18 protein-coding genes and 2 riboswitches are annotated in these 18,295 nt (G+C 69.9%); of the genes, 6 read left to right on the top strand and 12 right to left on the bottom strand.

Annotated features, from left to right (window positions below; translation table 11 throughout):
• Nucleotides 1-105: 105 nt before the first annotated feature.
• Nucleotides 106-1,407, bottom strand: coding sequence for a CitMHS family transporter (locus DIE22_RS06325; protein ID WP_124497574.1), 1,302 nt, complete (start codon nucleotides 1,405-1,407; stop codon nucleotides 106-108).
• Nucleotides 1,408-1,523: 116 nt separating this feature from the next.
• Complete coding sequence (locus tag DIE22_RS06330) at nucleotides 1,524-2,696, bottom strand: CaiB/BaiF CoA-transferase family protein (RefSeq protein ID WP_124497573.1); 1,173 nt, start codon at nucleotides 2,694-2,696, stop codon at nucleotides 1,524-1,526.
• Between the two features lie 275 nt (nucleotides 2,697-2,971).
• On the opposite strand from DIE22_RS06330, the gene DIE22_RS06335 reads away from it, so the two are divergent.
• On the top strand, nucleotides 2,972-3,214 hold the full coding sequence (locus tag DIE22_RS06335) for a hypothetical protein (protein WP_124497572.1): 243 nt from the start codon (nucleotides 2,972-2,974) through the stop codon (nucleotides 3,212-3,214).
• Nucleotides 3,215-3,375: 161 nt separating this feature from the next.
• Complete coding sequence (locus tag DIE22_RS06340) at nucleotides 3,376-3,804, top strand: NUDIX hydrolase (RefSeq protein ID WP_124497571.1); 429 nt, start codon at nucleotides 3,376-3,378, stop codon at nucleotides 3,802-3,804.
• Between the two features lie 15 nt (nucleotides 3,805-3,819).
• Here the strand turns inward: DIE22_RS06340 and DIE22_RS06345 are convergent, their stop codons facing one another.
• The 7 genes from DIE22_RS06345 to cobW all read right to left on the bottom strand — a co-directional run bounded on the left by DIE22_RS06345 (nucleotide 3,820) and on the right by cobW (nucleotide 12,059).
• Nucleotides 3,820-4,146: a low molecular weight protein tyrosine phosphatase family protein gene (locus tag DIE22_RS06345; RefSeq protein ID WP_124497570.1), complete on the bottom strand. Its 327-nt coding sequence runs from the start codon at nucleotides 4,144-4,146 to the stop codon at nucleotides 3,820-3,822.
• Nucleotides 4,147-4,182: 36 nt separating this feature from the next.
• Nucleotides 4,183-4,755, bottom strand: a complete 573-nt coding sequence (locus tag DIE22_RS06350) for a DUF1993 family protein (RefSeq protein ID WP_124604741.1) — start codon at nucleotides 4,753-4,755, stop codon at nucleotides 4,183-4,185.
• A gap of 127 nt (nucleotides 4,756-4,882) precedes the next feature.
• Complete coding sequence (locus DIE22_RS06355) at nucleotides 4,883-5,335, bottom strand: YaiI/YqxD family protein (protein WP_124604742.1); 453 nt, start codon at nucleotides 5,333-5,335, stop codon at nucleotides 4,883-4,885.
• Nucleotides 5,336-5,410: 75 nt separating this feature from the next.
• Nucleotides 5,411-6,019, bottom strand: a complete 609-nt coding sequence (locus DIE22_RS06360) for a VWA domain-containing protein (protein ID WP_124604743.1) — start codon at nucleotides 6,017-6,019, stop codon at nucleotides 5,411-5,413.
• Nucleotides 6,020-6,087: 68 nt separating this feature from the next.
• The gene (locus tag DIE22_RS06365; protein WP_124604744.1) at nucleotides 6,088-7,170 is read right to left on the bottom strand and encodes an ATP-binding protein; all 1,083 of its coding nucleotides are present in this window, start codon (nucleotides 7,168-7,170) and stop codon (nucleotides 6,088-6,090) included.
• Entirely contained in the window at nucleotides 7,167-10,964 is a 3,798-nt protein-coding gene (cobN, locus tag DIE22_RS06370; protein WP_124604745.1) for a cobaltochelatase subunit CobN, read from the bottom strand. The genes DIE22_RS06365 and cobN overlap by 4 nt, the downstream gene beginning before the upstream one ends.
• Before the next feature lie 6 nt (nucleotides 10,965-10,970).
• The gene (cobW, locus tag DIE22_RS06375) at nucleotides 10,971-12,059 is read right to left on the bottom strand and encodes a cobalamin biosynthesis protein CobW (protein ID WP_124497564.1); all 1,089 of its coding nucleotides are present in this window, start codon (nucleotides 12,057-12,059) and stop codon (nucleotides 10,971-10,973) included.
• 330 nt (nucleotides 12,060-12,389) lie between these two features.
• Nucleotides 12,390-12,654, bottom strand: a riboswitch (cobalamin riboswitch).
• A 126-nt stretch (nucleotides 12,655-12,780) separates the two neighbouring features.
• Nucleotides 12,781-13,016, top strand: a riboswitch (cobalamin riboswitch).
• Nucleotides 13,017-13,125: 109 nt separating this feature from the next.
• Between cobW and cobA the strand changes: the two genes are divergently transcribed.
• The 4 genes from cobA to DIE22_RS06395 are packed head-to-tail and all read left to right on the top strand — an operon-like array spanning nucleotide 13,126 to nucleotide 16,275.
• On the top strand, nucleotides 13,126-13,935 hold the full coding sequence (gene cobA / locus DIE22_RS06380) for a uroporphyrinogen-III C-methyltransferase (RefSeq protein WP_124497563.1): 810 nt from the start codon (nucleotides 13,126-13,128) through the stop codon (nucleotides 13,933-13,935).
• The gene (locus DIE22_RS06385) at nucleotides 13,932-14,309 is read left to right on the top strand and encodes a cobalamin biosynthesis protein (protein ID WP_124604746.1); all 378 of its coding nucleotides are present in this window, start codon (nucleotides 13,932-13,934) and stop codon (nucleotides 14,307-14,309) included. The genes cobA and DIE22_RS06385 overlap by 4 nt, the downstream gene beginning before the upstream one ends.
• A gap of 34 nt (nucleotides 14,310-14,343) precedes the next feature.
• Nucleotides 14,344-14,946, top strand: coding sequence for a cob(I)yrinic acid a,c-diamide adenosyltransferase (gene cobO, locus DIE22_RS06390; protein WP_124497561.1), 603 nt, complete (start codon nucleotides 14,344-14,346; stop codon nucleotides 14,944-14,946).
• A gap of 3 nt (nucleotides 14,947-14,949) precedes the next feature.
• The gene (locus tag DIE22_RS06395; protein ID WP_124604747.1) at nucleotides 14,950-16,275 is read left to right on the top strand and encodes a cobyrinate a,c-diamide synthase; all 1,326 of its coding nucleotides are present in this window, start codon (nucleotides 14,950-14,952) and stop codon (nucleotides 16,273-16,275) included.
• Between the two features lie 68 nt (nucleotides 16,276-16,343).
• Here the strand turns inward: DIE22_RS06395 and DIE22_RS06400 are convergent, their stop codons facing one another.
• The 3 genes from DIE22_RS06400 to DIE22_RS06410 all read right to left on the bottom strand — a co-directional run bounded on the left by DIE22_RS06400 (nucleotide 16,344) and on the right by DIE22_RS06410 (nucleotide 18,155).
• On the bottom strand, nucleotides 16,344-16,616 hold the full coding sequence (locus DIE22_RS06400; RefSeq protein WP_311767440.1) for a type II toxin-antitoxin system RelE/ParE family toxin: 273 nt from the start codon (nucleotides 16,614-16,616) through the stop codon (nucleotides 16,344-16,346).
• A gap of 16 nt (nucleotides 16,617-16,632) precedes the next feature.
• Nucleotides 16,633-16,878, bottom strand: coding sequence for a type II toxin-antitoxin system ParD family antitoxin (locus tag DIE22_RS06405; RefSeq protein WP_124497558.1), 246 nt, complete (start codon nucleotides 16,876-16,878; stop codon nucleotides 16,633-16,635).
• A gap of 113 nt (nucleotides 16,879-16,991) precedes the next feature.
• On the bottom strand, nucleotides 16,992-18,155 hold the full coding sequence (locus DIE22_RS06410; RefSeq protein WP_124604748.1) for a M20 aminoacylase family protein: 1,164 nt from the start codon (nucleotides 18,153-18,155) through the stop codon (nucleotides 16,992-16,994).
• Nucleotides 18,156-18,295: the final 140 nt, after the last annotated feature.

Consider the following 18,295-nt stretch of genomic DNA (forward strand, 5'->3'; position numbering starts at 1 on the left):
TGCTCTCCAGGAAAACGTGAACGGCCGCGCGATTCCCCATACGACGCCGGGCTTGGAGGGGCCGCCTCGGTGGAAGCCGGCGCGGCGCGACAGGTACGCGGACGCTCACAACGGAAACACGCCCGCCACGACCGCGGCGAAGACCATCAGCACGGTGGCGGCGAACAGGAACGGAATCGTGAATTTCTGGTGCTCGGCCAGCTCGACGCCGGTCAGGCCGACGATCAGGAACGTCGCGGGCGTGAGCGGGCTGACCGGAAAACCGGTCGTCATCTGGCCGAGCAGCGCGGCCTGCGCCATCTGGATCGGCGGCACGCCGAGCAGCTTCGCGCTTTCCGCGAGCACCGGCAGCACGCCGAAGTAGAACGAATCCGGATCGAACAGCAGGCTGAGCGGCATCGACAGCAGGCCGAGCACGAACGGCAGGTGGCGCGCATGCTCGACCGGCACGTGCGCGACGACGACCTCGGCCATCGCCTTCAGCATTCCGGTGCCGGACATGATTCCCGTGAACGCGCCGGCCGCGAGCAGCACGCTCGCCATCATCAGCGCGGCCTTCGCATGCGCGTCGATCCGCTCGCGTTGCGCCTGCACGTCCGGATAGTTGATCACGAGCGCGGCCACCGTGCCGAGCATGAACATCACCATCGGATCGACGATGCCCGACACCAGCGTGCCGAGCACGACGAGCGTCAGCGCCAGGTTGATCCGGAAGCGCCCGGGCCGGCGCAGCGCGCGTTCGGCGTCGGTCAGCACGCGCGGTGCGATCGCGAGCAACGCCGCGCCGGCGCGATCGAGCCCGAGCCGCTTCGCCTCGCGCACACCCAGCACGTAGGCGGTGCCGAACACGAACACGAGCCCGACGAGTTGCACCGGGATCATCGGCATGAAGATCGCCGAGCCGGGAATGTGCAGCGCGGCCGATGCGCGCAGCATCGGCCCGACCCACGGCAGGAAGTTGACGCCGGCCGCCATCGACGCGACGCACGCGAGGATCCGCCGGTCCATCCCGAGCCGCGTATAGAGCGGCATCATCGCGGGCAGCGTGACGAGAAACGTGACGGCGCCCGAGCCGTCCAGGTGGATCAGCAGCGCGAGCAGCGCCGAGCCGACCACGATGCGCGGCGGATGGCAGCCGATCACGCGCAGCACGCCCGCGATGATCGGGTCGAGCATCCCCGCATCGGTGAGGATTCCGAAAAATAGAATCGCAAAAACGAACATCCCGGCGATCGGGCCGATGTTCTGCACGCCGTGCACGATGAACTTTCCGGTCGAGAGTCCGAAGCCGGCCGCGAGCGACGCGGCCACCGGCACGACGATCAGTGCGACGAGCGGCGACAGCCGCTTCGTGATGATCAGGCCGAACAGCGCGACGATCGCGATCGCGCCGATCCATGCGAGCATGATGTGTCTCCTCTTGTGCCGCCGCGCATCGGTGGCGGTGCGGCGTGATGTCCGAAGCGTCGCGCGGTCGTGCGGCGGCGCCGGACGCCATCGCACGGGCACGGCCGCCATGCGTGTCAGTTCCGGCGCGTGCCGCTGTCGGTGCTGTCGCGTTCGTCGTCGGCAAACACCTGCGCCGCATGTTCGTTCAGCGCGGGCGGCGGCCGCCGGTACGTGGCCGGCGTGCGGCCGAGCTTGATCGGCGACGCGATGCCGCGATGCCGGCCCAGTTCGACCTTCATCCGCCGATGCGCGACGTGCGGATGGTCGAGCGCCGCGTCGAGCCCGAGCACGGGCGCGCACGGCACGCCGCGGCGCATCAGCTGCTCGGCGAGCGCCGCGCCGTCGTGCGCGGCCAGCGCCGTTTCGAGCAGCGCGCGCAGCGCTGCGCGGTTCGCGCTGCGCGCGCGGTTGTCGGCGAAGCGCGGGTCGTCGGGCCAGTCGCGCGTGCCGAGCACGTCGCACAACGCGGCGAACTGCCCGTTGTTGCCGACCGCGAGAAAAATGTCGACGCTCGCGGTCGGAAAGCTGTCGTACGGCGTGATGTTCGGATGCGCGTTGCCGGTGCGCACCGGCGCCTTCCCGGAATGGAAGAAATTCGGCGTATGCGGATGCAGGATCGACAGCGCGCAGTCGAACAGCGTCGATTCGACGAACTGGCCGCGCCCGCTCGCATCGCGCTCGCGCAGCGCCATCAGCACGCCGAGCGCCGCGTTCAGCCCGGTGACGAGATCGACGATCGGCACGCCGACGCGCAGCGGCGCGCCCCCTGCTTCGCCGTTCACGCTCATCAGGCCGGCCAGCGCCTGCACCGCCGCGTCGTAGCCGGGCAGCCCGCCGAGCGGGCCGTCCGCGCCGAAGCCCGACACGCGGCAATGGACGAGGCGCGGAAAGCGCGCATGCAGCGCGTCGAAGCCGAGCCCCCAGCGTTCCATCGTGCCGATCTTGAAGTTCTCGACCAGCGCGTCGGCGTGCTCGAGCAGGCCGAGCAGCCGCTCGCGATCGTCCGGCTTCGTCAGGTCGAGCGCGATGCCGAGCTTGTTGCGGTTCACGCCGAGGAAATACGACGCGGTGTCGCCGTCGAACGGCGGGCCCCAGGTGCGCGTCTCGTCGCCCGACGGCGGTTCGACCTTGATCACCTCCGCGCCGTGGTCGGCGAGGATCTGCGTCGCGTACGGGCCGCCCAGCACCCGCGACAGATCGATGATGCGCAACCCCGCCAACGCGCCTTGCTGCTGCAGCTCCGCCATGCGTCTCGCTCCTGCTTCCGGTTGATCGGATCGCCGGTTTCGTCGGGCCGGCATCGGCGCGCCCCGACTTCCCGGACTGTGAAGGTTAATTCTTGTGCGTGAATTTATATTCACACTCAGGAATTTTATTGTCAAGCCGGACATGCGGCATCCGCCGCGCGGATCGCGCGGCCGCGCCCAACCGGGGACGACACCGAGCGCGCGCCGGTTGCGGCGCCCTGCCGCCGTTCGCTAAGCTCGTGGAACGTGCTTATCTGGCGAAAGACGGAGATTTCATGAAACGCATGCTGTTCGCGGCCATCGTGCTGGCGTCGACGCTGGGCGCCGCCCGCGCGCAAACCCAGACCTTCCATTTTGGCGAGGGACAATTACAGCCGCGGGCCGCCGCGCCGACGGCTCGGCCGGCGCCCACGCGCCCGCATGTGACGGCGCCGCCGCATCATCGGCGTACCGTCCACAAACGGCGCCACGGGCGGTCCGGGAAGCCGGCGCGCTCGGGGATCGACACGCACGCGTGACGCGATGCGCGTTGCGCGAGGCAACGCACGGAACTGTCACGAATGCCCGGTATGATCGGCGCGGCGGCTTTCATGCCGTCGTGCCCGTCGATCGGGCGACCGGCCGGCAGCCCCGGTCGACGCGCATTTTCCTCCACCATTCAGCACCCGTTTTGCCGAACATGAATACCGGGCCGGATACCGTCGCCAGCATCAAGGAACGCGCCACGATCGTGTGCCGCCAGCGCAGCAGCGTGCTGCTGGTCGCCCGTACCGCCGCGCGCTGGTCGCTGCCGGGCGGCACGATCCGGCGCGGCGAGACGCCGCTCGAGGCCGCGCAGCGGGAACTGGCGGAGGAAACGCGGCTGGAGGGACTCGCGCTCGACTACGCGGTGCAGTTCGGCGGCCTCACGAAGCTCCATCACGTGTTCGTGGCCGAGGTGCCGAAACACCTGACCCCGCGCGCGAGCAACGAGATCGCGCGCTGCAAGTGGTTCGACGTCGAGCGGCTCGAGACGCTGCGCGCGAGCGTGCCGACCCGCAAGATCATCGAACTGCTGCACCTCGATCGTTTTTCGGCGTTCGTGGACGGGGCGCATCGGGCGCGTTGAGCCGACCCGCGCCGGTCACGCGCGCAGAAACGGCCCGGCCTTGCGTTCGAGCAGCGCGACCAGTTCGGGCTGCATGTACGCATAGCGGTCGGGAATGTCGAGACAGACGATCTTCTTGTGCTTCAACCGGGCGCCGAACCGCGCGGACAGCCTCGCCTTGTGTGTGCGCTCCATCACGAACACGATCTCGGCCCATTCGAGCTGCGCCGCGCACAAACGCGTGTCCGCGTCGGGCGCGAGGCCCGCGGAGTCGGTTTCGACGCCCGGCCAGGCGGCGAACAACGCCTCGGCCGTCGGGCTGCGCAGCCGGTTGCGGCTGCAGACGAACAGCGCCCGCGTCATGCCGGAGCGCCGCGGCCGGGGCGTCCGCTCATCCGTTCAACCTTGCGGAATCGTGCCGGGCCGCACGTACGCCAGCATGTGCGGCACGTAGTCGGCCTTGCCGAGCTCGACGCCGTCATGGCGCAGGATCGCGTATGCGGCGATCGCGTGAAAGTAGAACTGCGGCAGCGCCCAGTCGCGCACGTACTGCTCGCCCGTCATGTCGAACGCGATGCCGTTCGGCAGCTCGAGCGTGATCGGCAGCGCGGCGCCGCCATCGAGCGCGTCGGGCGCGAGTTCGCCGAGGAATGCGATCGTGCCGGCGAGGATGCCCTGCGCGTCGCTCAGCGTGCCCGGCTGCGCATCGGCATGCCAGCCGGCTTCCCGCAGTGCCAGCAACGCAGCCGGCAGCGGCTCGCCGCGCAGCCGGTAGACGGGCTCCATCGCCTGGAAGCACGAGAACCGCACCTGTGCGGCGAGCGGATACATGTCGGGCGCCAGCTTCAGCATCAGCATTGCATCGGGCGCGTCGCCGGTGGCCTGCCGGTGCGCCGCGGCCTTGTCGAGCCACGCGGATTGCGCGCGCAGCATCTGGGTCAACGTCGGAACGAGAAGTTGGGTCGGTGACATCCATGCCCTCCGATGGGTCGTTCGCGCCACGATATCAAGGTCGCGGCGAATCCGTATTCTGCCGTAGCCGACGATTCGACGCGAAACCGGTGACGTATCGCATGCCGGACGACCGGCGCCCGGTGCGTCAGGGCTTGCCGTGGCGTGCAAGGAACCGGTCGAGCTGCGACGCGAACGCCTTGCCGTCGCGTGCGCTGAACGGCGCCGGCCCGCCCGTGTCGATGCCCGCGCTGCGCAGTTGATCCATCATCGCGCGCGTCGACAGGCGTTCCTCGATGTTCTCGCGGCTGAACCAGTTGCCGCGCGGGTCGAGCGCATGCGCGCCCTTGTCGAGGACGGCCGCGGCCAGCGGGATGTCGGCGGTGATCACGAGATCGCCGGCTTCCGCGAGCTCGACGATCCGCGCATCGGCCACGTCGAAGCCGGCCGGCACCTGCAGCGCCTTGATGAACGGCGACGGCGGCGTGCGCAGGAACTGGTTCGCGACCAGCGTCACGCAGATCTCGGCACGACGCGCGGCGCGAAACAGCATGTCCTTGACGACGGCGGGACATGCGTCGGCATCGACGAGTACTTGCATGGCAGGCATTCCGGTGAGCAGAAACGGCGATCATAGCGCAGCGCCGGCGATCGTCCCGCGCGGCCGCTGATCCGATCAGCCGGTCAGCCCGGTGCACAGCGACGCGGCCGTCCTCCATTGCGCGCCCCACGCATCGGCGAGCCGCCTGCCGTGCCCGAGCCGCACGGCCGCGTCATCGAAATCGACGAACACGACGTGATCGGCCGCCGCCGGTTTCGGCGGCGTGTCGCGCGTGCGTCCGTCGGACAGCACCCACAGCCAGCGCTGCTGGTCCGGCGTACGCCGTGCAGCGCGCGCCAGCAGTTGCGCGGCGGCCGCGATGCCGTCCGCGAGCGGCGTGCCGCCGCCGCCGTCCACCGGTTCGAGCCAGCGTGCATTCCACCAGCGCGGCACGGCCGGGCCGAAACGCCGTGCGGCGCCGTCGCCGCCGAAGCAGATCAGCGCGGTTTCCACACGCTCGCGCGCGGCCTGATCGAAGTACGCGACGATCAACCCTTTCGCGAGCGCGAGCCGTTCGTGCGACAGCATCGACGCCGAACAGTCGAGCACGAAACAATGGAGTGCGCGCGGTGTGCCGGCCTGTTTGCGGAAACGCAGATGGTCGGCGTGCAGCGGACCGCCGCGCTTCGCGGCGAGCGTCGCCGGCCACGCAACGGCCGTGCCGGCACGCGCCGACCCCGGCACGCACGCGGCGGCGCCTGGCTGCCATCGAGCACCGCGAACGGCATTCGCGGCGGCGTCGGCTCGATGGCTCAGCGTTTTTTTAGCGGCAGCGGCACCACGCCTTTGACGTTGCTCAGTCCGGCCGGCTCGGGCGGCAGGTAGCCCCAGTCGCCTTGCGACGCCGTCGCATCGTTGCGTGCCGCGCCCGGTCGAGCGTCGGGCTGCCGGCGCGTGTCCGGCGGCGAACGGTCGGCGCGGTCGTTGTCGCTGCGCGCTTGCGACGCGCCCGACGACGGCGGCGTACCCGCATGACGCCGATGCCGCAGCACCGCGTCGGCCACGCGTTCGACATGCGACACCGTCACCGCGTCAGCCTGCTCCAGCGCCGCGAGCGCGCGCGCGGCGCGCAGCATCACGAGGTCGGCGCGCAAGCCGTCGACGGCCGCGTCGATGCACAGCGCGCTGACGCGTGCGTGAACCGCATCGTCGAAATCCAGCGTCGACAGCCGTGCCCGCGCCGCGTGAATCCGGTCGCCGAGTCCGCGCTGCGCAGCCGCGTGACGCACTCGAAACGCGTCCGGATCGAGATCGAACGCGAGGCGCGCCTTCACGATCTGTTCGCGCCGTGCGGCGTCGAAGCAGTTCTCGAGCTCGACCATCAGCCCGAAGCGGTCGAGCAGTTGCGGGCGCAGTTCGCCTTCCTCGGGATTCATCGTGCCGACCAGCACGAAGCGCGCGTCGTGCGCGTGCGACACGCCATCGCGCTCGACCACGTTCACGCCGCTCGCGGCGACGTCGAGCAGCGTATCGACGAGCCCGTCGGCGAGCAGGTTCACTTCGTCGACGTACAGCACGCCGCGATGCGCGCGCGCGAGCAGGCCCGGCCGGAAGCGCACGCCGTTTTCAGCAAGCGCATGCGCGAGATCGAGCGTGCCCGTGACCTGTTCGTCGCTTGCCGACAGCGGCAGCGTGACGAATTCGCCTTCGGGCAGCAATTCCGCCAGCGCGCGCGCCGCGGTCGATTTCGCGGTGCCGCGCGGCCCGCTGACGAGCACGCCGCCGAGCGACGGGTCGATCGCCGCGAGCAGCAGCGCCTGCTGCAGCGGTTGCTGCGCGACCAGCGCCGCGAACGGGAACACCGCGCGTGCACGGTGCGTCGTCGGATCGGTCATCGCCGTCCCCCTTCCTGGAGTTGTTCGCTGTCGAGCCAGACCGCTTCGATCCGCTCGCGATAGTCGCCCGGCTGCTGCCACAGCCCGCGCTGCATCGCTTCGACGAAGCGTTCGCAGATGCCGTGCAGCGCCTTCGGGTTGTGTCGTTCGAGGAACGCGCGCGTGTCGTCGTCGAACAGGTACGCGTCGGCGACGAGCGCGTACTGGTGGTCCGACAGCACGCGCGCGGTCGCGTCATAGCCGTACAGGTAGTCGACGGTCGCGGCCATTTCGGCCGCGCCCTTGTAGCCGTGACGCTTCACGCCGTCGAGCCATTTCGGGTTGACGACGCGCGAGCGGATCACGCGCGCGATCTCCTCGCGCAGCGTGCGCATCTTCGGCGCGACCGGGTTCGCATGGTCGCCGTGGTAGATGCTCGGCTGTTGCCCGGACAGGTGCCGCACGGCCGCCGTCATCCCGCCCTGGAACTGGTAGTAGTCATTCGAGTCGAGGATGTCGTGTTCGCGGCTGTCCTGGTTCTGCACGACGACGTCGATCGTCGCGAGCCGCTCGCCGAACACGTCGGGCGCGGCGGCGCCCGCGCTGTTCTGCGCGTACGCATGGCCGCCCCACCGGCGGTACGCGTCGGCAAGCTCGGCGTCGCTCTGCCAGCGGCGCTGGTCGATCAGGTCCTGCAGGCCCGCGCCGTAGCTGCCCGGCCGCGCGCCGAACACGCGCCAGCCGGCGCGACGCCGCGCTTCGTCGGGCGCCACGCCCTGCTCGATCCATTTCGCGCGTTCGCGCTCGATGCGTGCGCGGATCGGGTTCAGTTCCTCCGGCTCGTCGAGGGCGGCAACGGCCTGCACGGCCGCGTCGAACAGGTGCATCAGGTTCGGGAACGCGTCGCGGAAGAAGCCCGACACGCGCAGCGTCACGTCGATGCGCGGCCGGTCGAAGATCTCGATCGGCAGGATCTCGAAGTCGGTCACGCGATGACTGCCGTGCGCCCATTTCGGCCGCACGCCGATGAGCGCGAACGCCTGCGCGATATCGTCGCCGCCGGTGCGCATCGTGGCCGTCCCCCACACCGACAGCCCGATCGCGCGCGGATAGTCGCCGTGATCCTGCAGATGGCGTTCGATCAGCTGCTGTGCGGATTTCAGCCCGAGCGACCACGCGGCCTGCGTCGGCACCGCGCGCGTATCGACCGAATAGAAGTTGCGTCCCGTCGGCAGCACGTCGGGGCGGCCGCGCGACGGCGAGCCGCTCGGCCCCGGCGGCACGAAACGGCCGTCGAGTCCGCGCAGCAGCTGGCGCAGTTCCTCGCCGCCGCACGCGTCGAGCGCGGGCATCAGCGTCGCGCGCACGCGTTCGATGACCGCGAGCGTGTGCGGCCAGTCGCCGGGTGGCTGGGTGTCGACGGCGGTGTCCGCGCACAGTCTGTCCAGCCACTGCTGCGCAAGCCGTTCGAGCCGCTCGCGCGTATCGCCCGCATGGCGCCACGGCGACGCGTCGAGCGCTTGCAGCGCGGCGGGCCGCGGGCCCGTCCACGGCGCGGCCCAGTCGGCCGCGAGCGGATCGAAATCGTCGCCGAGCGCGAGATCGCGCGCGAGCGCGGCGATCAGTCCCGCGCGCTCGCCCTTGCCGTCGCCGACCGGAAAGCGTGCGAGCGCGAGCAGCGTATCGCGCCGCTGACGATCGGCCGGCGACGCGCCGAACACGTGCAGCCCGTCGCGAATCTGCGCTTCCTTCAGTTCGCACAGCCACGCGTCGACGCGCGTCAGCAGCGCATCCTCGTCGCCCGTATCGCGCGGCGGCGACACGCTCAGCTCGTCATGCAGCCGGTGTTCGGCGATCGTCGCGAGGATCGTCTTGCGCAGCAGTTTCGCGCGCCGCGCATCGACCATCAGTGCTTCGTAGTACTCGTCGACCTGCCGTTCGAGATCCTGCAGCGGGCCGTAGTTTTCCGCGCGCGTGAGCGGCGGCATCAGGTGATCGACGATCACCGCCTGCGCGCGGCGTTTCGCCTGGCTGCCCTCGCCCGGATCGTTGACGATGAACGGATACAGGTGCGGCAGCGGCCCGAGCGTCAGATCGGGCCAGCACGCGTCGGACAGCGCGACGCTCTTGCCCGGCAGCCATTCGAGGTTGCCGTGCTTGCCGAGGTGGATGACCGCGTCGATGCCGAACGCGTCGCGCAGCCAGAAATAGAACGCGAGGTACGCGTGCGGCGGCACGAGGTCCGCGTCGTGGTAGCTCGCATAGTCGTTCTCGTCGCGCGATCGCGACGGCTGGATGCCGACGAACACGTTGCCCGCGCGCCAGCCGGCGATCGTGAAGCGCCCCTGCCGCAGCGTCGGGTCCGCTTCAGGCGCGCCCCAGCGTGCGCTCAGCGCGTCGCGCACGGCGGCCGGCAGCCGCGCGAAATGCGCGACGTAGTCGGCCAGCGCGAAACTCTGGAACGCCGGGCGCAGTGCGCGCACGGCCGGGTCGTTGGTCACGCCTTCGGTGAGCCGCGCGATCAGCGCGTCGCCGTCGTCGGGCAGGTCGGCCACGGCATAGCCCGCATCGCGCAGCGCCGCCAGCACACGCAGTGCGGACGCCGGCGTATCGAGCCCGACGCCGTTGCCGATCCGCCCTTCGCTTTGCGGGTAGTTCGCGAGGATCAGCGCGATGCGCTTGTCGGCATTGTCGAGCGTGCGCAGCCGGCACCAGCCGCGCGCGAGCGCCGCGACGAACGCGATCCGTTCGGCGTCCGGCTGGTAGCGCACGACGTCGACTTCGGTGTGCGGACAACGATATGCCAGCCCCTTGAAGCTCACCGCACGCGTGACGATGCGGCCGTCGACTTCAGGCAATGCGATGTGCATCGCGATGTCACGCGCGTGCAGGCCCTGGTTGTCGGCCACCCATGCGTCGCGGTTGCCGCCGGACAGGATCACCTGCAGCACGGGCGCATCGCCGGCGAGCACGTCGGGCTCGGGGCTGTCGATCGCGCCGGCCGCGAAGGCCGTGGTGTTCAGCACGAGCGCGACGCCGTGCGTGTCGCAGAGCTGGGTGATGACCTCGCGGCTCACCGCGTCCTTCAGCGACGTGACCGCGATCGGCAGCGGATTGAGCCCTTCGCGCACGAGCGCGTCGGCCAGCGCGTCGAACACGGCCGTGTTCGCGGCCTGCCAGTGCGCGCGATAGAACAGGATCGCGACGACGGGCGCACCAGGCGTCCAGCGCGCCCGCCAGTCGTCGACGCTCGCCGGGTCGCGCGCCGGGTGATACAGCGCGGCGGCCGGCAGCGGGCGCGGCTGCTCGGGTTCGTCGCCGAAGCCGAGCGTATGGAATGCGATGCTGCGCAGCAACGCTTCGGCGTTGTGCATCCCGCCTTCGCGCAGGTAGCGCCACCACAGCCGGCACAGGTCGGGCGCGACCGTGCTCTTCGCGACGAGGTTCGGGTCTTCCTGCAGGTCGCCCGAGAACATCGCGAGCCGTTGCCTGCGCTTCGATGCGAGCGACACGGCCTGCTCGATCCCGTACGGCCAGTACGCCTCGCCGCCCAGATGGTCGATCACGACCGTCTTCGCATGACGCAGCACGTCGTCGACATAGAAATCGACCGACGCCGGCTGCCGCAGGAACGTGACGTTCGCGAGCCGCACGCTCGGGAAGCCGGGCGGCAGCTTCGGCACGATGCTGGCCAGCAGCGACAGCGTCGTGTCGGCCGAGCTCAGGATCACGATGTCGGCCGGCTGCTGGTCGATCCGGACGACGCCCTGCGTATCGTCGACGAAGCCGCCCGGCGTGGTGCGCAACAGATGCATCGCGCGTTACGCCTGCTGCATTTCGGCCGCGCACGCGGCATCGAACGCGCGCTGCAGCGCGGCCGCGTCGAGATCCTCGCCGATCAGCACGAAGCGGCTCGCGCGCGGCTCGCCGTCCTGCCAGCGGCGGTCGAAATAGCTGTCGAAGCGGCGGCCGACGCCCTGGATCACGAGCCGCATCGGCGCCTCGGGCAGCGCCGCGAAGCCTTTCGCGCGATAGATCGTGTGCGTCTCGACGACACGCTGCAGCGCGGCCATCGTCGCGTCGCGCGAGCCCGCATCGCCCGCCACCACCACCGAATCGAACTCGTCGTGATGGTGGTCGTGATCGCCGTCGTCGGCCGAGCCGTGATGGTCGTGCCGCAGGTGGATCGTTTCCTCCGACGCCGACTCGAGCCCGAGCAGCATCGCGAGATCCAGTTCGCCGCGCGTCGCGCGCACGATCTTCACCTGCGGGGGAATTTCCTCGCGGATCGCGGCTTCGATTTCGGCGAACTGCGCATCGGCGACGAGGTCGGCCTTGTTCACGATCACGAGATCGGCGGACGACAGCTGGTCGGCGAACAGTTCGTGCAGCGGCGATTCGTGGTCGAGGTTCGGATCGGCGCGACGCTGCGCGTCGACGGCCTGCGGGTTCTCGGCGAACTGGCCGCTCGCGGCAGCCGGGCCGTCGACGACGGTCACGACCGCGTCGACCGTGAAGCTGTTGCGGATCGTCGGCCAGTTGAAGGCCTGCACGAGCGGCTTCGGCAGCGCGAGGCCCGACGTCTCGATCAGCACGTGATCGATGTCGGCGCGGCGCTCGACGAGCGCTTCCATCACCGGATAGAACTCCTCCTGCACGGTGCAGCACAGGCAGCCGTTCGCGAGTTCGTACAACTGGCCCGACGCTTCGCCCTGCGCGCCCTCCGTATCCTCGCAGCCGATGCCGCAGCCCTTGAGGATTTCGCCGTCGATGCCGAGCTCGCCGAATTCGTTGACGATCACCGCGATGCGGCGGCCTTCGGCGTGCTGCAGGATGTGGCGCATCAGCGTGGTCTTGCCGCTGCCGAGAAAGCCCGTGACGATCGTGACGGGAAGCTTGCGTAGGGTCATGGTAGGTCCTGTGGCGAAAATGGAATCAGGCCGGGATCGTCGCGTCGAATGCGGCGCGGCATGTCATCTGGCGGATCGCGGGGATGTCGCGGCTCGGTCCGGACGGACGGCTGCGCAACGGACGGCACGACGAATCGGACATGACGCTTCCTTGCGAACGGTCGACATGGTGAATGCCAACACGGCCGCCGCCGGCCCTGCCCGCGCCGCCTGCCGTTCTCCGTTCGGGTCCGCGCACGTGCATGCGACGGACGGATCGGTGGAGCAAGCGGGAAACGCTCGGGCGTCGGGCGTGCTGCGGCCGTGGACGATGCGCCGCCTCCCCGCGGCGCTGAACCCCAACGTTTCGGCCGGTATCCGGGCTGACGAACACGCCGCTTCGCCTTCCCGGATGCGCGGCATCCAGTGGCAGTCGTCCGCATGCGGCGGGCATGCGGCGAAGCGGCGCTGCGTGGCGCTTGCGCGCGACGCGTTCGCTTACCGTTGCGGGGGCAGCACAGGTTGGCTCGACTGCGGCGCAGGCGGGCTCCCTGTTTCCCGTTTAACTGCGCGCGCCGGAGGAGCGCGCGCGAGCACCAAAACGCGTGCGAGTGTAGGCGGCGGTGCCGGGAGCGTCAAGGCGGAACGAGCTGCCGCGGGGTATTCGGCATGGCCGCGGCGCCGCATCCGGGGCCACATCCGGCGCCCGCGCGGCGGGTTCGCGCGGGCCGGCCGCTGTGCTATCGTATGCGCCGCGTTCGGTGCTCGCGTGCGCATTCCGCGCACGCAGTTAAACGGGAAACAGGAGGCGGAAGTCCGGCCGGCCTGTGCTGTCCCCGCAACGGTACGCCGCCCGCGCGCCGCGGTTCCCCCGCACGCGCCCAGGCCGCCCGCGATGCCACTGCCCTTCAGCGGGCGGGAAGGCTGCGGCCTGGCAAGCGGCCAGCCCGGATACCGGCCGACGCAAGGGGCGAGCCCGATGCTCGCCGAACGCCCGATCCGCGGGGGACGGATGGGGTGCGCATTCCGCCCGCGCTTGCGCGGGCTTCGCTCGATCCGTCATGCATTGCCTGTCCGCCGGCCGCCGATGTGCCGCTCGCTGTCCCCTTTCCACTGCCACGACACGGTGCGCGCCGTGCCGCGTCCGATGAGCCGCGCATGGCTCGTCGGCGCCGGCCCCGGCGACGCCGATCTGCTGACGCTGAAGGCCGTGCGCGCGATCGCCGCGGCCGACGTGCTGCTCGTCGACGATCTCGTGAACCCCGACGTATTGCGCCACGCGCGTGCCGACGCACGCATCGAGCACGTCGGCAAGCGCGGCGGCCATGCCTCGACGCCGCAGGAAACGATCGTCGCCGCGATGCTCGCGCATCTGCGCGCGGGCCGCAGCGTCGCGCGGCTCAAGGGTGGCGATCCGTTCGTGTTCGGCCGCGGCGGCGAGGAACTGCTCGCGCTCGGCGCGGCCGGTTTTCCGGTCGAGGTCGTCAACGGCATCACGGCCGGTATCGCCGCGCCGGCCGCGCTCGGCATTCCGGTCACGCATCGCGGCGACGCGCAGGGCGTGATCTTCGTCACGGGCCACGGCGCGGGCGCGGACGAACCCGACTGGCGCGCGCTCGCCGCGACGCGGATGACGATCGTGATCTACATGGGCATTCGCCGGCTCGACGCGATCGCGGCCGCACTGCGTCACGGCGGCCTGGCCGGCGACACGCCGTGCGCGGCGATCGAGAACGCCACGCGTGACGGCCAGCGCCACGTGCTCGCGACGCTCGACACGATCGTCGAACGGGTGGGCGCAACCGGCATCGGTTCACCGGCGATCGTCGTGATCGGCCGCGTCGCGGCGCTCGCCGGCGATCCCGCGGTGCGCGCGGCGCTCGGCGGCCGCGCATGATGCGCGTCGCGCTCGGCGTCGGTTTCCGCGCGGGCGTGACGGCCGCGCAACTCGATGCCGCGATCCGCGCGGCGCTGGCATGCTACCCGGACACCGAGCCGGCCGTCGTCGCCACGCTCGCCGACAAGGCGCGTGCCCGGCCGCTGCGCACGCTGTGCGCACGGCGCGGCTGGCCGCTCGTCGCGTTCGACGCGGCGCAGCTCGCGCATTGCCCCGAACCGGCGTTGAGCGGCCCGTCGGCCGCCGCGCTCGCGCGTTTCGGCGTCGCGGGCGTGGCCGAGCCGTGCGCGCAGCTCGCAGCGCCGCATGGCCGGCTGCTCGGCCCCAAATCCATCCGGGACGGCGTGACGGTCGCGCTCGCCGGCCCGCTCTGAACCCTTTGTTTCGCTTTCGACAGGACGACTCCCGATGAAGACCGATGCCGAATCCCATCAGCGGATGACCGAACGCCGCCGCGCCGGCCATGAAAAGAAGCAGGCTGCCGCCACCCAGGAAAAGGGCCTGCTGATCGTCAACACCGGCAACGGCAAGGGCAAGAGCACGGCCGCGTTCGGCATGGCCGTGCGCGTGCTCGGCCATGGCATGCGGCTCGGCGTCGTGCAGTTCATCAAGGGCGCGCTGCATACGTCCGAGCGCGACTTCCTCGGCGCGGTCGCGGAATGCGACTTCGTGACGATGGGCGACGGCTATACGTGGAACACGCAGAACCGCGACGCCGACATCGCGACCGCGCGCAAGGGCTGGGACGAGGCGCGCCGGATGATCGAAAGCGGCGAGTACCGGATGGTGATCCTCGACGAGCTGAACACCGTGCTGAAGTACGAATACCTGCCGCTCGACGAAGTGCTCGCGACGCTCGTCGCGCGGCCGGATTCGGTGCACGTCGTCGTCACCGGCCGGCATGCGCCCGATGCGCTGATCGATGCGGCCGACCTCGTCACCGAAATGCGGCTCGTCAAGCATCCGTACAAGGAGCAAGGCGTGAAGGCCCAGCGCGGCGTGGAGTTCTGACCGATGCCGGCCTGCCCCGCGCTGTTCGTCAGCGCGCCCGCGTCCGGCCAGGGCAAGACGTCGGTGACGGCCGGCCTCGCGCGGCTGCACCGCCGGCTCGGCCGGCGCGTGCGGGTGTTCAAGACCGGGCCGGACTTTCTCGACCCGATGCTGCTCGCGCGCGCGAGCGGCGCGCCCGTGCACGCGCTCGATCTCGGGATGGTCGGTGAAGCCGGCTGCCGTGCGCTGCTCGCCGAGGCCGCGCGCGACGCGGACCTGATCCTGATCGAAGGCGTGATGGGGTTGTTCGACGGCACGCCGAGCAGCGCCGATCTCGCGGCGGCGTTCGGCGTGCCGGTCGTCGCGGTGATTTCCGCGAAGGCGATGGCGCAGACGTTCGCGGCGGTCGCGTTCGGGCTCGCCCGGTTCCGGCCGGAGGTGCCGTTTCACGGCGTGCTCGCGAACCGCGTCGGGTCGCCGCGACACGCGGAACTGTTGCGGCAGGCGCTGCCGGACGACTTGCGCTGGCTCGGGCACGTGCCGGCCGATGCGGGCATCGCGCTGCCGGAACGGCATCTCGGCCTGCACCAGCCGGCCGACATCGGCGACCTCGATGCGCGGCTCGATCGTGCAGCCGACGTGCTCGCGCAGACGGCGCTCGCCGAATTGCCGCCGGCCGTCTCGTTCGCGGAACCGGACGTCCGCACCCCGCTGCCGCGCGCGCTTGCCGGCAAGCGGATCGCGATCGCGCGCGATGCGGCGTTCTCGTTCATCTATCCGGCCAATCTCGCGCTGCTCGATGCGCTGGGTGCGCAACTGCGGTTCTTTTCCCCGCTTGCCGACGAACCCGTGCCCGGCGAGTGCGACGCGCTGTTCCTGCCGGGCGGGTATCCGGAACTGCATGCGGCGACGCTCGCGGCGAATGCCGTGACCGCGCGGACGATTCGCGCACACGCGGCGGCCGGCCGGCCGATCGTCGCGGAATGCGGGGGCATGGTGTATCTGTGCGAGTCGCTGACCGACGTGGATGGCGCGACGACGCCGATGCTCGGGCTGCTGTCAGGCCATGCGACGATGCAGCGCCGGTTCGCGGCGCTCGGGATGCAGCAGCTGGATACGCGCACCGGGCCGATGCGCGGCCATACGTTTCATTATTCGCGGCTCGACACGCCGCTGGTGCCGGTGGCGGCCGCCGCCCGGCCCGATGGGGCGCACGGCAGCGGCGAGGCCGTTTATCACGCGGGTTCGATCGTCGCGACGTACATGCACATGTACTGGCCGTCGAATCCGGAGGCGGCGGTGGCGTTGTTCAGTGGGGACGTGTTCCAGTTCGGCACATGCCGCAATTGAACCGAGACGGCACGTCATACCGGAATTGCGGGCCGTTTCGACGTGATCGCACTGCGCGGTGCGCGCGATTACAGATGCCGCTCGAGGTCCATTCGCTGATGCAGAATCCTGATTACATCGAGCGAGTCGTCCGTTTCGCGATAGAACACGACGTGTGAGCTCACTGCGTACCGGCAATAGCCATCGCGAACAACGCAAGTCCGGCCGACCTTTTCGCCGCGCGCCAGCGCTTCCATGGTTGCAATCAGATCGCGGTGGTAGTGGTCTGCCTGCCCGATCGACCCATGCTCGGCGGTATAGCGCCAAATGTCTTCGAGATCGAGTTCGGCCAGTGGGGTCAATTGAAGCTGTCGACCTTTAACCGCCATGCGATCCCCGCATGCGCGTCAGGAACGCCTCGCTATCGAATGGCTTGGGCGCTCCTGATGCTTCACCGGCCTTCAACGCTTCTTGCAACGCACGCACCTGCGTTTCGTGTGACTCGAGGAGCCGCAAACCAGCCCGTACGACATCGCTTGCAGAGCCATATCGCCCGGATTGCACTTGAGCATCGACGAATTCGGCAAAGTGGTCACCAAGGGAAACGGATGTGTTTCGGGGCATGGCTCACCTCCTTTTCAAGGCAATTATCATATACCAAAATTTGGTACATATTGCATTCGGCTGCCGGAACGGCTTACCGATGCCCGGCCCCGGACCTCACGCCGCACACTCCGTCACACCAGAAACGTCTCGGCCAGCTTGACCCAGTACGACGCGCCGGTCGGCAGCGCCGCGTCGTTGAAGTCGTAGCCGGGGTTGTGCACCATGCAGCCGCCCTCCCCGTCGCCGTTGCCGATGATCAGGTAGCAGCCCGGCCGCCGTTCGAGCAGGAACGCGAAATCCTCGCTGCCGGTGAGCGGCACCATCCCGTCGATCAGGTGCGCTTCGCCGACCCACTCGCGCGCGACGCCGCGTGCGAACGCGGTCATCTCCGCATCGTTGACGAGCACCGGGTAGCGGCGCTGGTAGTCGATCGTCGCGGTCGCGCCGAACACGGCCGCCTGCGCATGAACGACTTCCTGGATGCGCGTCTCGAGCAGGTCGCGCACCTCGGGCTTCAGCGCGCGCACGGACAGGCGCATCTGCGCGCGATCGGGAATCACGTTCGGCGCCTCGCCCGCGTGGATCGCGCCGACCGTGACGATCGCCATGTCGAGCGGCGACACGTTGCGCGACACGATCGTCTGCAGCGCGATGACGATCTGCGCGCACACGACGACCGGGTCGATCGCCTTGTGCGGCACCGCACCGTGGCCGCCGCGCCCCTGCACGTCGACGATCACGGTATCCGACGACGCCATGAACGGCCCCGGCAGGAAACCGAACTTGCCCGTCGGGAAGCCCGGCATGTTGTGCATCGCGAAGATCGCGTCGCACGGGAACTGCTCGAACAGCCCGTCGTCGAGCATTTTCTTCGCGCCGCCGAGCCCTTCCTCGGCCGGCTGGAAAATCAGGTTCAGCGTGCCGGAAAAGCGTCGCTCGCGCGCCAGGTGCTTCGCGGCCGCGAGCAGCATCGCCGTGTGGCCGTCGTGGCCGCACGCATGCATCTTGCCGGGGATCGTGCTCTGGTACGGCAGGCCGGTCGACTCGTGGATCGGCAGCGCGTCCATGTCGGCGCGCAAGCCGAGACGCTGCGTGCCGTTGCCGATCTTCAGCTGCGCGACCACCCCCGTGCCGCCGAGCCCGCGATGCACCGCGTAGCCCCATGCCTGCAACTGCTCGGCAACGAGGTCGCTCGTCGCGAATTCCTCGAAGCCCAGTTCGGGGTGGGCATGAATGCGGTGCCGGATCTCGATCATTTCGTCGGCGAGGCCTGCGGGGATCACGCTGTGCGTCACGGTGTCGTCTCCTGGGTTCGGTGGGGAATGTGCAGGCAAGGATAGCCCGTTGGGCAGCAACCGGACAGACAGAAAGTCGTCGCGGCGGCAACCTGGAGTTGCCTAGCGATCACGGCGGCACATGACGCATCGCACGGCCG

It is taken from the genome of Burkholderia sp. Bp9142, from assembly GCF_003853415.1.
Classification (GTDB): domain Bacteria; phylum Pseudomonadota; class Gammaproteobacteria; order Burkholderiales; family Burkholderiaceae; genus Burkholderia.

Bases quoted from the DNA above. Each gene is read 5' to 3' on its own strand.
- DIE22_RS06325 (WP_124497574.1), bottom strand. From the start codon at position 1,407: ATGCTCGCATGGATCGGCGCGATCGCGATCGTCGCGCTGTTCGGCCTG.
- DIE22_RS06330 (WP_124497573.1), bottom strand. From the start codon at position 2,696: ATGGCGGAGCTGCAGCAGCAAGGCGCGTTGGCGGGGTTGCGCATCATC.
- DIE22_RS06335 (WP_124497572.1), top strand. From the start codon at position 2,972: ATGAAACGCATGCTGTTCGCGGCCATCGTGCTGGCGTCGACGCTGGGC.
- DIE22_RS06340 (WP_124497571.1), top strand. From the start codon at position 3,376: ATGAATACCGGGCCGGATACCGTCGCCAGCATCAAGGAACGCGCCACG.
- DIE22_RS06345 (WP_124497570.1), bottom strand. From the start codon at position 4,146: ATGACGCGGGCGCTGTTCGTCTGCAGCCGCAACCGGCTGCGCAGCCCG.
- DIE22_RS06350 (WP_124604741.1), bottom strand. From the start codon at position 4,755: ATGTCACCGACCCAACTTCTCGTTCCGACGTTGACCCAGATGCTGCGC.
- DIE22_RS06355 (WP_124604742.1), bottom strand. From the start codon at position 5,335: ATGCAAGTACTCGTCGATGCCGACGCATGTCCCGCCGTCGTCAAGGAC.
- DIE22_RS06365 (WP_124604744.1), bottom strand. From the start codon at position 7,170: ATGACCGATCCGACGACGCACCGTGCACGCGCGGTGTTCCCGTTCGCG.
- cobN (WP_124604745.1), bottom strand. From the start codon at position 10,964: ATGCATCTGTTGCGCACCACGCCGGGCGGCTTCGTCGACGATACGCAG.
- cobW (WP_124497564.1), bottom strand. From the start codon at position 12,059: ATGACCCTACGCAAGCTTCCCGTCACGATCGTCACGGGCTTTCTCGGC.
- cobA (WP_124497563.1), top strand. From the start codon at position 13,126: ATGTGCCGCTCGCTGTCCCCTTTCCACTGCCACGACACGGTGCGCGCC.
- DIE22_RS06385 (WP_124604746.1), top strand. From the start codon at position 13,932: ATGATGCGCGTCGCGCTCGGCGTCGGTTTCCGCGCGGGCGTGACGGCC.
- cobO (WP_124497561.1), top strand. From the start codon at position 14,344: ATGAAGACCGATGCCGAATCCCATCAGCGGATGACCGAACGCCGCCGC.
- DIE22_RS06395 (WP_124604747.1), top strand. From the start codon at position 14,950: ATGCCGGCCTGCCCCGCGCTGTTCGTCAGCGCGCCCGCGTCCGGCCAG.
- DIE22_RS06405 (WP_124497558.1), bottom strand. From the start codon at position 16,878: ATGCCCCGAAACACATCCGTTTCCCTTGGTGACCACTTTGCCGAATTC.